Annotated in this window: 13 protein-coding genes; all 13 read right to left on the minus strand. The window is 67.2% G+C overall.

Annotated elements, in window-relative coordinates; all coding sequences use genetic code 11:
• Position 1: 1 nt before the first annotated feature.
• Positions 2–610 (minus strand): TetR/AcrR family transcriptional regulator, encoded by a 609-nt coding sequence (locus tag LDO29_RS04600; protein ID WP_224078615.1) that lies wholly within the window; start codon positions 608–610, stop codon positions 2–4.
• A 128-nt stretch (positions 611–738) separates the two neighbouring features.
• A complete protein-coding gene (locus tag LDO29_RS04605) occupies positions 739–1506 on the minus strand; it encodes an IclR family transcriptional regulator (RefSeq protein ID WP_224078616.1) in 768 nt (255 codons plus the stop codon).
• 42 nt (positions 1507–1548) lie between these two features.
• Positions 1549–2700, minus strand: coding sequence for a CaiB/BaiF CoA transferase family protein (locus LDO29_RS04610; RefSeq protein ID WP_224079106.1), 1152 nt, complete (start codon positions 2698–2700; stop codon positions 1549–1551).
• A 19-nt stretch (positions 2701–2719) separates the two neighbouring features.
• Complete coding sequence (locus LDO29_RS04615) at positions 2720–3886, minus strand: acyl-CoA dehydrogenase family protein (protein WP_224078617.1); 1167 nt, start codon at positions 3884–3886, stop codon at positions 2720–2722.
• A 22-nt stretch (positions 3887–3908) separates the two neighbouring features.
• A complete protein-coding gene (locus tag LDO29_RS04620) occupies positions 3909–4889 on the minus strand; it encodes a Bug family tripartite tricarboxylate transporter substrate binding protein (protein WP_224078618.1) in 981 nt (326 codons plus the stop codon).
• An 85-nt stretch (positions 4890–4974) separates the two neighbouring features.
• Positions 4975–5364, minus strand: coding sequence for a cupin domain-containing protein (locus tag LDO29_RS04625; protein ID WP_224078619.1), 390 nt, complete (start codon positions 5362–5364; stop codon positions 4975–4977).
• Between the two features lie 120 nt (positions 5365–5484).
• Positions 5485–6078, minus strand: a complete 594-nt coding sequence (locus LDO29_RS04630) for a uracil-DNA glycosylase family protein (RefSeq protein ID WP_224078620.1) — start codon at positions 6076–6078, stop codon at positions 5485–5487.
• Between the two features lie 89 nt (positions 6079–6167).
• Entirely contained in the window at positions 6168–7511 is a 1344-nt protein-coding gene (locus tag LDO29_RS04635; protein WP_224078621.1) for a type II toxin-antitoxin system HipA family toxin, read from the minus strand.
• A gap of 3 nt (positions 7512–7514) precedes the next feature.
• Positions 7515–7778, minus strand: coding sequence for a helix-turn-helix domain-containing protein (locus tag LDO29_RS04640; protein ID WP_224078622.1), 264 nt, complete (start codon positions 7776–7778; stop codon positions 7515–7517).
• A gap of 196 nt (positions 7779–7974) precedes the next feature.
• Positions 7975–8469 carry a DUF3016 domain-containing protein gene (locus tag LDO29_RS04645; protein WP_224078623.1) on the minus strand — a complete coding sequence of 165 codons (495 nt, stop codon included), beginning with the start codon at positions 8467–8469 and terminating at the stop codon, positions 7975–7977.
• Positions 8470–8614: 145 nt separating this feature from the next.
• Positions 8615–11941 carry an error-prone DNA polymerase gene (locus LDO29_RS04650; protein WP_224078624.1) on the minus strand — a complete coding sequence of 1109 codons (3327 nt, stop codon included), beginning with the start codon at positions 11939–11941 and terminating at the stop codon, positions 8615–8617.
• Positions 11938–13527, minus strand: coding sequence for a Y-family DNA polymerase (locus LDO29_RS04655; protein ID WP_224078625.1), 1590 nt, complete (start codon positions 13525–13527; stop codon positions 11938–11940). The genes LDO29_RS04650 and LDO29_RS04655 overlap by 4 nt, the downstream gene beginning before the upstream one ends.
• Positions 13460–14338: a translesion DNA synthesis-associated protein ImuA gene (imuA, locus tag LDO29_RS04660; RefSeq protein ID WP_224078626.1), complete on the minus strand. Its 879-nt coding sequence runs from the start codon at positions 14336–14338 to the stop codon at positions 13460–13462. The genes LDO29_RS04655 and imuA overlap by 68 nt, the downstream gene beginning before the upstream one ends.
• Positions 14339–14518 lie beyond the last annotated feature (180 nt).

Here is a 14518-nt window from a genome sequence, read left to right on the forward strand (position 1 = left end):
CTCAATGGTGGGAGGAAGATGGCCCGTTGCCGGACCGGGACGCTTCGAGCAGCAGCGCCGCTGCCCTGCCGGCACTGTCGGCGGCGCTGGCATCGCCGCTGACCAGCGCGACGGCGGTGGCGCCGTCGATCAGGACGAGCAGCTGCCGCGCCGTTTCCTGCGAATCAGGCAAGCCGCAGGCCTGTGTCAGTTCGTTGAGATAGTCGAGCAGCCGCTGCTTGTGGAAGCGGGAGACCGCACGGATCTCGCTGTCCGGATCTTCCGTCTCGCCTGCCGCGTTGATGAAGGCACAGCCGTGGAAGCCATCGGACTCGAACCACTGCCGCAGCGCCGGGAAGATCGACATCACGCGGGCAGGCGGATCGTCCGTGGGCGGGGTCGAGCGGATGAACCACGCCATCCAGCGCGCATCGCGGTTCAGCAACGCGGCCGCGACCAGCGCTTCCTTGGTCGGATAGAGCCGGTAGATGCTCTTGCGGGCCACGCCCGACGCCTTGACGATGGCGTCCATGCCGGTGGCGTGGATGCCGCCGGAATAGACCAGCTGTTCGGTGGCTTCGAGCAGCCTGGTCTGGATCGAGAATTCGTCGGACATGGTGTCGACCTTCATGAGAATGACCGTTCTCCGCTTGAGGAGATGGTAGAACGATCATTCTCCAAGGTCAAATACAAATTTCGAGCGGATGCGCTCGCGGTGGATCTACCGCGCGTCGCCAGGGATTGGGGAAGTGGCGTGGCCTAAGCGCGCAGCGATTCCTGCCCGCGACGCAGTGCCTCGACAATCGGCGCCGCGCTCGATTCCACGCGATGGATCGGCCCGGCCACCGACATTCCGTACACGGTGCCGCCGATTTCCACTGGCACCGCGATCGCCCCGAGGTCCGGGAACGATTCACCGAAGTTCGGATACCAGCCCTGCTGCTGCCACTGTACAAGCTCACGCTCCAGCGCCTCGCGCGAGGCCACCGTGCGTGCGGTGCGGGGCTGAAACGAAACCTTCGCCAGCAAGGCGTCGCGCGCCTGGTCCGGCATGGCGCCAAGGATCGCCCGGCCGATCGAGTTGATATGCACGTCGCGCAGTTCGCCCGGCGTGGCGGTGTAGCGCACCGGGTTCTGGGACTCGCGCACTTCCAGGTAGAGCACGCGCCCGTCATCCTGCAGCTTGCCGAAGATGACGGTCTCGCCGGTGGCATCGCGCAACGCTTCGAGCACGGGCTGCACGCGCTCGAGCAACGGGTCGTTGCGGGAGATACGCTGGGCGATATCGAGCAGGCGGCTGGTGGGGTAATAGCCCTGCCGCCGCCCGGTTTCATAGAGATAGCCGAGCGACGCCAGCGTGCGGATCAGGCCGAGGCAGCTCGACATCGGCGCGCCGAGCAGCTTCGCCAGCTCCGTCAGCGTGAGCGAGCGCCCTTCGCGCGCGTAGATCTCCATGATCTCGATCACGCGCAGCGCCGTTTTCACGCTGGCCTGCCCTGCCTTGTCGCCCGTCTCGGATTCCGCCATCTCCTGTTCCTGTCAGCCTTGCCGTGCGCGGATTGTACGCGTTCAGGCTTCGTCCGCCGCCGGCAGCGGCTGCGCCCACGTGCGGATATTGCCGGGCGTGCGCGAAAAGCGCGTGGGGATGCCGATGCCGCGCAGGCGCCCTTCGGTCGAGTGCTCGTACTCGAACACCATGCCGGTGGCGCGCAGGTGCGGATCCTGCACCACGTCTTCGAAGGCCGGCACCTCGCTGTGCGGAATGTCGGCATCGGCCAGCAGCGCGAGCCACTCTGCCGTGGTCTTGCGGCTGACGATATCGGCCAGCGTGGCGTAGAGCTCGTCGATATTGGCGCTGCGCGCCGCCGGGTCGATGTAGCGCGGGTCTTGCGCGAGTTCCGGGTGGCCAGCCAGCGCGAAGAAGCGTGCCCATTGCGGCGTGGTGTACGGCAGCAGCGCAATATGGCCGTCCAGCGTGCGGTAAGGCTTGCGGTGCGGCGACATCACGCGCGGATAGCCGCACGGGCCTTGCTCGGGCACGAACGTATGCCCGGCCAGCTGTTCCGCCGCCAGGAACGACACCAGCGTCTCGAACATCGGCACCTCGATGGCCTGGCCCTGCCCCGAGCGCTCGCGCTCGTACAGTGCCATCGGGATGGTGTAGGCCACCGTCAGGCCGGCGACCTTGTCGGCCAGGATGGTGTTGACGTATTGCGGCCCCTCGGCGCTGTTGGCGCCCTGGAACTGCGCCAGGCCGCTGCGTGCCTGGATGATGTCGTCGAACGCGGGCATGCCGGCGTATGGCCCCGTTTCCGAGTAACCGTAGGCGCCGCAGTAGATCAGGCGCGGATTCGATGCGCGCAGCGATTCATAGTCCAGCCCCAGCTTGCGCAAAGATTGCGGGCGCACGTTGGAGATGAACACGTCGGCGCCGGCGATCAGGTCCTTGAGCCGGGCCAGGTCTTCCGCGCGTTTCACGTCGAGCACCATGAACTGCTTGTTGCGGTTCAGGTTCAGGAAAGTCGCGCCCATGCCCGGGTGCAGCGCGGGCTCGGCATGGCGGAAGACATCGCCGGCAGGCGCCTCCACCTTGATCACCTCGGCGCCCATGTCGGCAAGGATCTGCGTGGCATACGGCCCCATGCCGACCGAAGTCATGTCCACCACCCGCACGCCTGCCAGCGGCCCGGTGGCCTTGTTCGTCGCTCCCGCGTTCTGCATCGTCACCGTTGCCTCCCGCTCAGTACGACTTGGGCAGGCCCAGCACACGCTCGGCAATGAAGCACATGATGAGCTGCGGGCTTACCGGCGCGATGCGCGGGATATACGACTCGCGCAGCAGCCGCTCGACGCGGTACTCGCGCGAGTAGCCCATGCCGCCCAGTGTCAGGATGGCGGTCTGGCACGCGTTGTGGCCCGCTTCGGCCGCGAGGTACTTCGCGGTATTGGCCTCGGCGCCGCAGGACTCGCCCGCGTCGTAGCGCGCGGCGGCCTTGAGCATCATCAGATTGGCCGCTTCGAGCTGCATCCAGGCCTGCGCGAGCGGATGCTGCACGCCCTGGTTCATGCCGATGGGCCGGCCGAACACCACACGCTCCTTCGCATACTGCGTGGCGATGGCCAGCGCCGCGCGGCCCAGGCCAATGGCCTCGGCGGCGATCAGGATGCGCTCGGGGTTCAGGCCGTGCAGGATGTACTCGAAGCCGCGCCCTTCCTCGCCAATGCGGTCCTCTTCCGGGATGAACAGATCGTCGATGAACAGCATGTTGGTATCGACGGCCGAACGGCCCATCTTGTCGATCTCGCGGATCTCGATCTTGCTGCGGTCCACCTTCGTGTAGAACAGCGACAGGCCTTCGGTCGGCTTCTTCACCGATTCCAGCGGCGTGGTGCGCGCCAGCAGCAGCATGCGGTCGGCCACCTGCGCGGTCGAGATCCAGATCTTGCGGCCCGTCACAGAATAGCCGCCCTCGACCTTGCGCGCGAAGGTCTTGAGCTTGGTGGTATCCAGGCCCGCATCAGGCTCGGTCACGCCGAAGCAGGCCTTCTCCTTGCCGGCGATCAGCGGCGGCAGGAAACGCGCCTTCTGCTCGTCGGTGCCGAACACCACCACAGGGTTCAGGCCGAACACGTTCATGTGCACGGCCGAAGCGCCGCTCATGCCCGCGCCCGACTGCGAGATGGTCTGCATGACCAGTGCCGCCTCCAGGATGCCAAGCCCGGCGCCGCCGAACTGCTCCGGCATGGCCACGCCCAGCCAGCCGCCTTCGCACAGGGTCTTGTAGAACTCGTGCGGGTAGGTATGAGAGACGTCCAGCTTGTTCCAGTATTCCATGTCGAATTGCGTGCAGACCTGCTGCACGGCCTCGACGATCGACTGCTGTTCGGCGGAGAGATCGAAATTCATGTCGGTGTTCCTTGTACTTTCTTTATTCGGCCTGGATGCCCGCGTCCTTCACCAGCCGCGACCACTTCTGCAGTTCCGCCAGGACGAACTGGCCAAGCTCGGCCGGCGTGCTGCCGAACGGCTCGAAGCCGAAAGCGTGGAATTGCGGCGCGTATTGCTTGTTGGAGGCAATCGCAACCAGTTCATGGTTCAGGCGCTCGACCACCGGCGCGGGCGTGCCTGCCGGCGCGAACACGCCATTCCAGGAGGTAATGTCGAAGCCCTTGAATTCAGGCTCGCTCGCCAGCGGCGGCAGGTCCGGCAGCAGCGCGCTGCGCTGGGCGGTGGTCACGGCCAGCGCGCGCAGCTTGCCGGCCTTGACGTTGGCGATGCCCGCGGCGAAGTCGACGAACATCACTTGCACCTGGCCGCCGATCACGTCGGTCATGGCCGGTGGCGTGCTCTTGTAGGGCACGTGCAGCATCTTGAGACCGGCCATTTTCGACATCGTCGCGCCGGCCACGATGCCGGTGCTGTTGCCGCTCGCGTAGGACATGCCCGGGTGCGCCTTGGCATAGGCGACGAACTCCGGCAGCGTCTTGACCGGCAGCGACGGGCTGACCACCAGCATGAACGGCAGGTTGCCCATGCGCGAGACCGGCGTGAAATCCTTCACCGGGTCGTAGCGCAGCTGCTTCATCAGCGACGGGTTGGCCGAATGCGTGGTGTTGGTGGTCATGAACAGCGTGTAGCCGTCGGCTGGCGCCTTGGCCACGAATTCGGCCGCAATGGTGCCGTTGGCACCGGGCCGGTTGTCCACCACGACCGACTGCTTGAGCGATTCTCCGAGGTACTTGGCCGTCAGGCGCGCCACGGCATCCGTGCCGCTGCCGGCGGCAAACGGCACCACCAGCCGGATCGGCTTGGACGGATACGGATCCGCCGCACCTGCCGGGGAAATCATGGCCATCACGGCCCCACAGCTCACCGCCAGGGTGAGCAAAGCCTGCTTTGCGAACTTCACGATGCTGGTCTCCTGTTTCAGCGTGTCAGTGCCGGTCTGTGACGCCGGCTATCGGACGGGGGAAATCGGAAGCTGTGTAGCGGCGCTACGCCGGCCGCACGACGCGCTCCGGGGATTCTTCGTAAGGCGGGGAATAGATGACGAGGATCTTGGCCGGCTCGTCGCTCACGACGGTGAACACGTGCATGGTGTCCGGCGGGAAATAGCAGCAGTCGCCGGGCCCCAGTTCCTTGCTCTGTCCGCCGACCTCGGCAATCGCACGGCCTTCGAGCACATAGCAGACCTGCTCGATGCCCGGATGCGCGTGCGGCAGCGCGCCCTTGCCCTTTTCGATGGTGCCGTGCAGGACTTCAAGATGGCGCGCGCCGACAGTCTCGGGGGAAATCAGCCGCCGGTTGAGGGTGCCGGTGTGGTTGGCCGGGTGGTAGCCCGGTGTGTCCTCGGTGGAAACGAAGTAGACGGGGGATTTCGGCATGTCTCGTACGGCCAGCAGGCTCTCTAATTCATGTCTGTGAATTTAAGTTTATCATCATGAATTTTTAAGGCAAGGCCGGCGAGGCGGATTCCGGGTTTACGCTGGTGTCGGATACGGCGCTCAGTCAGCCAGCGCCATTGCCACCTGCTGGCGCAGCAGCGGCACCACATCGGCCGCGAACCACGGGTTGCGGCGCAGCCAGAGCCGGTTGCGCGGGCTCGGGTGCGGCAGCGGCAGGAAATGCGGCAGGTAGTCCGCATAGGCGGCAACCGTGTCGGTGAGGGTCGGCCTGGCCCTGTCCCCGAGGTAGTACGCCTGCGCGTAGCGACCGATCAGGAGCGTCAGGCGGATGTGCGGCATGGTCGCCAGCAACTGCGCATGCCACAGCGGCGCGCACTCGGACCGGGGCGGCAGGTCGCCGCTGGCGCCCTTGCCGGGATAGCAGAAGCCCATCGGGACGATCGCCACCCGGCTGGTGTCGTAGAACTCGTCACGTGTCATGTCCAGCCACGTGCGCAACTGGTCGCCGGACGGGTCGTTCCATGGGATGCCGGTTTCATGCACGCGCCGGCCGGGCGCCTGGCCGACGATCAGCAGGCGCGCGCTGGCGGCGGCCCGCACCACGGGCCGCGGGCCGTACGGCAGGTCGCATGCGCGGCAGCCGGTGATGTCGTTGAGGAGGATGTCGAGTGGGGAGCGGGACTTGGCGGGCAATGTGGCGCGGGAGGAATCGGTGGGGAGGCTTCAGTGTAGTCCTGTGCCCCGCTGCCAATCCGACAACCGCCGTAGTGCGCGTTGCCTTCCTATCCCGCGAGCTTGTCTGCAGCGGTCTGCAAACCACCCAGGATGGCGTCGGCCAGCGTGATCGGAAAGTCTTCCGGCAGCCTGGCACGGACGGCGCGGACCACCTCGGGCGTACGCGATATGAGATCGTCGACGACGGATTCGGCATCGCGGCCATCGACCGTAACAACGCCATATCGCCGGCCCAGTTCCAGCCAGTGACGACGCCGGATGTCCAGCATCTTCCAATGCGCGTTGCGTGACCTGACAGCCATTGCCAACCGTACCCGGTGCGGTGATATCTTGCCGGGGTCCTCTCCCAGCAGCGGATAAGCAGACATCACGTCATAGAGCGGCGTCAGCGCATAAGCGCCACCTGGGCGCAGCGCGAGACTGAAGTTCTTGGCATGGCCATCCGGCGCGCACAGCATCCAGAACAGAACCTGTGCCTGGAAGAAGGTGAGGCGGTCCGACTCGCGCTGCATGGAGCCGTTGAGCAGATCCATGATGCGGTCGATGCCGGGGCCACCGTCGGCTTCGTACTTCAGGTAGGGCGGCGTTGCCGTGGCCTGGCACATGTCTTCCTGTGGCAGGCGAACCAGCCACGCACCATCGCTATGCCACCACATGCGGTCAAAGCGCTCGATGCTGAGCACTTTCTGTTCCTCAAAGGTCAGCGGCTGGCAATCGGCCACGGGCAACCCATAGCCTTTTAGCACAAGCGAGCATAGCCACTCGTTCTCCACCGATTCCCGCAGGTCCAGCCTCATGTTCCCGACCAGTCCCATCGGCAACTTGAATATGTGGGTGGTCGGCGTGGAGCCCTTTGGCAGGCACCAGCGATTTTCGAACCTCAGGAATGCGGTCTTTTCCTGGGCACCGGCAATGGAAATGCGGAAATGTTCTTCCTCGTCGGCAGCTCCCATGGGCGGGGGCACTACCGTTTCGCGCAGGATCCGGGCGATGTCCGCTTCGGTCAGCGGCTCCGCATCAATGGCTTTGATATCCCCCGGCATGGCATCGTCAGGCAGCAGTTGCAAGGCGCCTGCGCAATCTCGACCGATCTGTGCGAGCAAGTCGAAGGCATCCGTCGAACTTGCCCGGAACCTGCGCGCAATGCGTTCGCGGATCTCACGGCTGTCAGGCAGCAGGTTCTCGAAGTACGCGCGGACGGTGTCGCCTTTGTGCGGGGCATTATCCGGCGTGAAAGGCAACGACAACGACAGCGGACGCCCCTGCGGAGCCGCGACCCAGGTATCCGCATACCTGAGCACGTCGCCTAGCTGCGGCTGCAGTTCCCAGCGCCCGACATGGATGCCGTTCATCCACAGCCCGAGCGCACGCGTATGCGAACGACGGCCCATGCTTCACCAGAGCGGCTTGTCGGACGCCGGCTCCGCCTGAACGGGAGAATCCGGCTTGCGCAGCACGAGCTCGACGCCAAGCACGGCCAGCAGCCGCATCAGGCGCCCAGCGCTGACCGCCTCCGCGTTGCGCTCAAGGGCGGACAGCGTTTGCTGGCTCACACCCATGCGAGCCGCGACTTCGGCCTGGGTCAGGCCGGCCTGCTTCCGGAACCCCTTCAGCATGGCCGGGAGTTGCTCTGGCGTACGGACAGTGAAATCACGCATACACGTGTCAGACTGTATTTCTGATTTACGTATGCTAGGCTGTTTTTTTGGAATACTCAAGATAAGTTGTATTTATTAAATACAATCTATACATTGTATTTCTATCGAGACGAACAAACGGCCTCTCTCGCAAAATCCAGCGATCTGTACGTGTTTTACGTAGCGGAAAACACAACGTCCCAGCAACCGCCAGAACTCACCCAACCCGCTTCCCAATCGTGCGGTCAAACCAGTCATCCAGCATGGCTTTCTCATACCGCAGCCGGTCGGAGCCGTCATACAGGTTCACGCCCCAGTGGAAGTTCATGTTGGACAGCCGGTCCTGCGAATCGGCCACTACCTGGTCGCCGTGGCGCAGCACATAGTGCAGCGTCATCCTGGGCCAGGTGGCGTCCCGCACGATGCGCACGCGCGACGGCAGCCGCCAGTCGACATAGCCGGCCAGGTCGATGTCGAGCACCTCGATGCTCAGCGTGTAGCCCTCGGGCAATTGCCGCGCGGCAAGCTTTTCCAGGTGCCGGCTGATTTCGTCCAGCACCTGGCGGTCGCTGCCATAGTTGTCATGGTACGAGGCGTCGGTGTAGGACTCCGGATGTACGAAGGTCACGGACAACGTGCCAGGCGCGGCGGCGGCGGCCATGGGTAGGCCCAGTGCCAGCATGGCAAGGGCGGAAAGGGTGTACCGGGACATGGCAGCACGCCTCCAGCGCAGAAAACACAGCCGGGAAGATACGCAATGCATGCGCGATCGGACAGGAGCCGTCCGTTGATAGCCCGAGCCTGGCCGGCGGTCCCGGGCTGACTTCAGCTTAGTGCATCGGGCCTGGGCCGGTGGGTCAGTGGAAATCGCGGCTCTCCACCATCAGCCGCCCCAGCAGCGGGCTCAGGTCGATCAACTCCTGCGCCACCAGGTGGCGCACCTCCCCCTGCCGCTGCCACATGCCGACCACGCCCAGCAGCGTCGCGCCGAGCACTTCCTTGCGCTGCCGCTCGATCAGGTCGGGCCAGTAGATCAGGTTGACGGTGCCGGTCTCGTCCTCGATGGTGGCGAAAATGGTGCCGCTGGCCGTGGCGGGCCGCTGCCGTACGGTGACGATGCCGCAGGCGCGCACGCGCCGGCCATTGCGGCAGTGGGAAAGCTGCTCCGCCGTGGCGTACTCCATGGCATCGAGCTTCGCGCGCAGCAGCGCGAGCGGATGGGACTTGAGCGACAGCCCCGTGCTGGCGTAGTCGGCCGCCACCTCTTCGCCGAGGCGCGGCGCCGGCAGTGACAACTGGCGTTCGATGAGCGGCGCTTCATGGAGCAGGTCGCGGTGCGCGACCTGCAGCGCGGCGGCGCTGGCCTGCCAGCGGGCCTGGCGCCGGTTGCCGGCGAGTGCCGCCAGTGCGTCGGACGCGGCCAGCACGTCGATGTCGTGCCGGTCCAGGCCGGCGCGCAGGGCCAGGTCCTCTACGCTGCCGAAGGGACGCTGCGCGCGCGCGGCCTCGATGCGCAGCGCGGCTTCCTCGCGCATGCCCTTGACGCGGCCCAGCCCCAGGCGCACGGGCGGCTTGCCGGCGCCGGTCTGCCCGGGCCCAGGTTCCAGCGTGCTGTCCCAGTTGCTGACCGTCACATCGACCGGCAGTGCCACCACGCCATGGCGCCGCGCGTCTTGCACCAGTTGCGAAGGCGAATAGAAGCCCATCGGCTGGCTGTTCAGCAGCGCGCACAGGAATGCCGAGGGATGGTGGCACTTGAGCCAGGCGCTGACATAGACCAGCTTGGCAAAGCTGGCCGCATGGCTTTCCGGAAAGCCATATTCGCCAAACCCTTCGATCTGCTTGCAGATACCCAGCGCGAAGGATTTCGGATACCCGTGCTCGGTCAGCCCCCGGATCAGCGCCTCCTGGTGCTGGCGCAGATCGCCCCGGCGGCGCCAAGCCGCCATCGAGCGGCGCAGCTGGTCGGCCTGCCCCGGCGTGAAATCGGCCCCGTCGATGGCCAGCTGCATCACCTGTTCCTGGAAGATCGGTATGCCCAGCGTGCGGCCCAGTACTTTTTCGATCACCGCGTCATAGTAGGCCGGTGGCTTCTGCGTACGACGGAAGGCTTCGCGCCGTTTCAGGTAGGGATGAACCATGCCGCCCTGGATCGGGCCGGGCCGCACGATAGCCACTTCCACCACGAGGTCGTAATAGTTGCGCGGCTGCAGGCGCGGCAGCATCGACTGCTGCGCGCGCGACTCGATCTGGAACACGCCGATGGTGTCGGCCTTGCAGATCATGTCGTAGGTCTCGTTGTTACCGGAGGGGATATCTCCCATCCTCGCGGGCACACCGGCACGAGCCAGATCTTCATTCAGGTTGGGGATCATCTCCAGCGCGCGGCGGATGGCCGACAGCATGCCCAGCGCCAGCACGTCGACCTTGAGCAGGCCGAGCGATTCGAGGTCATCCTTGTCCCACTGGATCACGCTGCGCTCGGCCATCGCCGCGTTCTCGATCGGCACCAGCCGCGACAGCTTGCCGCGCGCCATCACGAAGCCGCCCACGTGCTGCGACAGGTGGCGCGGGAAACCGCGCAACTGCTCGGTCAGGCTGGCCCATTGCTGCACCGCCGGCGATTCGCGGTCCAGCCCATAGCGGCTGATGCGATCCAGGAAACTCTGTCCGCTTTCCCACCACGCCTGGCCCTTGACCACCTGTTCCACCACGCTGGCATCGATGCCCAGCGCGCGCCCCACATCGCGCAGCGCGCTGCGCGAGCGGTAGCTGATCAGCGATGCGGCCAGCGCGGTGCGGTCGCGGCCGTACTTGCCGTAGATGTACTGGATGATTTCCTCGCGCCGCTGGTGCTCGAAATCCACATCGATATCGGGGGCCTCGTCGCGCTCGCGCGAGAGGAAGCGGCCGAACAGCAGGTTGGCTTCGCCAGGATTGACCTCGGTGATGTACAGGCAGTAGCACACCAGCGAATTGGCCGCGGAGCCGCGGCCCTGGCACAGGATGCCTCGCTTGCGTGCCTCGCGAACGATGTCATGCACGGTCAGGAAGAAGTGCTCGTATTGCTTCTCCTCGATCAGTTCCAGCTCCTCACGAAGCTGCTTCTCCCATTCCGGTTTCATGCCGTCGGGAAAACGCACCCTCTGGCCTGCCTCCACTTCCTTGCGCAGGTAGCTGATCGGCGTCTCGCCCTTGGGCACCAGTTCCTCGGGATACTCATAGCGCAGCATATCGAGCGAGAAATCGCACAGCCCGGCAATCCTCAGCGTCTGCGCCAGCGCCTCGCGCGGATACAGGCGCGACAGCACCTGGCGCATGCGCAGGTGCTGCTCGGCATTGGGCGCCAGCGCCATGCCGCATTCGGGCAGCGGCTTGCCCAGCCGGATCGCGGTCAGCACGTCGGACAGCGGCTTGCGCGAGCGCACGTGCATGGTCACCGCGCCCGATGCCGCCAGCGGCACGCCGGCCTGCGCCGATACGGTTTCGAGCCGACTGCGGTGCAGAGCATCGGCATGGCCTTGCAGTTGCTCCAGTGCGATCCACGCGCGTTCGCCAAAGACTTCGCGACACCATTGCGCCTGCTCCAGCAACTGCGACGGGTCGGAGCAGTAATCGGGCAGCAGCAGCGCCAGGCAGCCCGGCATGCCGCGCAGGTGCTCCAGCTCTTTCCCGGGCGCGGACAGGTCTTCGGGGTGCAGCCGGTAGCTGCCCTTCTGCGCGCGCATGCGGCCCAGCGTGATCAGCTCGCACAGGTTGCCGAAGCCTTCGCGGTGCTGCGCGATCAGGATCAGCCGCAGCGGCGGCCGTTCGTCCGCGCCGCATGGCGCGGTCAGGCTGAAGCGGCTGCCGATCAGCAACTTGAACGCCTTGGCGGCTTCGGCGTGCTCCTTCAGCGCATTGAGTTCGCCGTCGTCCTGCGCATCGCCCGCGGCCGCCTCGCAGCGTTCCACGGCATCCTTCAGCCGCGCGCGCAGCGTCTTGATGGCGTCGTGCGCGCGCGCGGTGCCGGCCACCGAGCATTCGTCGGTCAGCGCGATGCCGCGGTAGCCAAGCTGGAAGGCACGCTCGATCAGCTCGACCGGATGCGACGCGCCGGTCAGGAACGTGAAGTTGGAGATGCAGTGCAGCTCCGCGTAGTCGGGCAGCGTGGGCAGCCACGCGGGCAAATCCGGCGCGCTCATGCGAACAACCCATGCAGGAACCAGCGGTACTCACCGCCGTCATCCTGCCCGTCGCGCCCCGGATGGCCGGGGCGCTCGCGATAGACCCAGCAGCGCAGGCCGTCGGCACGCTCGGCGATGAAGTAATCGCGCGTGGCCAACGCGCCGTCCCACCAGCCGGCTTCGATGCGTTCGGGCCGGGTCAGCATGCCCAGCGGGCCGCCGTGGTCAGGGCGGTGGTTGCGCACCGGCAGGGGCAGCGGCTGCGCCAGCAGCCACAGCGGGCGCTCGGGCAGCGGCGGCAGCGGCGCGCCGGCCGCCTTGCCGGATGCCGCCTCATCCACCGGGCACCAGCGATTGGCGCGTTCGGGCCGGTGGTCGGCCAGCGGCTGCGGTTGCAGCACGTTGTCGCGCCCCAGGCGGGCGACCAGCGTGTCGAGCACGCGGCCCAGCTCGGCCGGCGTGCCGCCGGGCTCGGGGAACAGCGCGTCGCTCTGCGGCATGTGTTCGGCCATGGCTTCCACGCGCAGCGCCAGGCCGGTCACGGGGGCGTGGAAATTCAGCTTGTCCAGCTTCTCGCGCAGCAGGCGCGACAGGTGCGCCGGATCGCGGCTGGGCTGGGCCAGGCCCACCGTCACGGGCGTACCCACAGTATCGATGCCGAGCCGGTAGCGCTCATGCTCGAGCACCAGCACGCAACGCGTGACGCCGGCCTGTTGCACCGCCAGCCAGCCGGCCAGCGCCAGCAGCAGGCGCTGGGCGCCGGCCAGCACGCCTTCGGCCGATTCGATGCGTCCCGGCAGGTCCATGCGCTGCGCGAACGCGGGCGGCGCGGCAAACCAGGTGAAGCTGGCCAGCGCCTCGCCATAGGCCTGGTCCAGCCGGGCCAGCAGTGCCGGGCCCAGCCGGCGTGACAGCCCCGCGCGCGGCAGGCGCCGCACCTCGCCCAGCGTGCGGCAGCCAATGCCATCGAGCCAGCCCGGGTCCGCCAGCAGGTGCAGCACCTCGACCGGCAGGCGGTCCAGCAGCCGGCCCATGCGCCCGGGCTGCACCGCCCGCCGCGCCGGCCGCACGATGCCGCGGCGGGTGCGCCGCAGGGGCTGGCGCGCCAGCCACGCCGCACCATGGGCCGTGGCCCCGCTGCCGACCTGGGCAAACGTTCCGAGTTGCCGCACGCATGCGCGCACCGCCCGGCACAGCGCGCGGTGGCCGCCGAACAGGCGCAGGCTGGCCGTGACGTCGAGCATCAGCGTGGCTGCCTCCGGGTCTTCATCGAGCGTCACCAGCGGCGTGAAACGCAGCAGCGCCAGCGCCGCCGCGTGCAGCAGCGCCGCTTCGGCGACCGGATCGCGCTCCAGCTGCACCACGTCGGCCGACAGCGCCTGCACGCCGCCGCGCCGCATGCCGAAACGCACGCCCAGCGCCATGGCCGGAGCGTTGGCCAGCATCACCCGCTCGCGCTCCATCACCACCACTGGCACGGCATGGTGCAGCGTGCCGATGGCGGAGGAAAGCGGGGAGGAGGACGCCGTGTCCGGCTCAGGCCAGTTCGGCTGCAGCGCGTCCAGCGACAGGCGCGGCAGATGCACCGCGATCCAGTACGACATGGGCAGAATCTCCCGCAACAACGCCCGAAACAACAGGTGAAACAGCCGGGGCAGGCGCGGCGTGGCCGGCGCTGCGCCTGGCGCCCTCCATGCCATCCAGCCGCAGCCGCAGCGGCGCCTCGCGCACCGGCCCGCGCCGCTTGTGGAAGACGATGGACAGTGCATTGCCCGGCAACGGCGACAGCAGCAGCCGCAGCACCGCCGGCGACGACTCGCGCAGCGCCGTGGCCGGGCGCATGGCCCACACCGCGGTGTCGCCGGCCTGCGCCAGCACCTGCAGGCGGCGCATCGCCTCCGGCCGCGCGGCCGGCAGCCACACCAGCACCGCGCCGAACGCCTGGCTGCGCAGCATCTGCTCGGCCGCCCACAGCACATCGGCCTGCTGCGCGACCTTGCCGGCACCGGGGGCCGGGCGCACCCAGTAGAGCTGGCGCGCCGGCAAACCCGCCGCGGCCAGTCCCATCGCATTGGGCAGGCAAGGCGGCCCCACCAGCCCGATGCGCCGCCCCGCCGCCGCCAGCGCCCGCAGCGCCGGCAGCAGCAGGCGCAGTTCGCCCGCCCCGCCCTGCGTGGTCAGCAGCTCCGTCACCCCGCCGACCGGCCAGCCGCCGCCGGGCAGTTCAGCCGCCAGCCCGGCATAGCCGGCCGGCCACACCGGCTGGCTGCCGGCGCGGCCAAGCTGGCCGGCGCGCCACAGGCTGGGGTAGCGCTGCTCGAGCGCGGCCACGGCCTCCTCCCGGCTCGGCGGGAGGGGCTGGTCAGGCGAAGGGAAAGCAAGAGCCTCCGCGGCGGGGGCGGCGGGTGCGGTCATGTGGATGTTGAGTCTCGCTGGGGTGGCGAATGGTGTTTTTACGAATACTGTATGTTTATACAGTATTCGAGGCAGCGCAAGGGGGAAAGCGGAATGTGATCGAGCCGGACTGCGATGGAGGAACCGGCCGATGTCCGCCGGCAGATAATTCCCCGCCCGATTTCGTCAGCGTTTATGTGG

The organism is Cupriavidus laharis (assembly GCF_914271435.1).
Taxonomy (GTDB): domain Bacteria; phylum Pseudomonadota; class Gammaproteobacteria; order Burkholderiales; family Burkholderiaceae; genus Cupriavidus; species Cupriavidus laharis.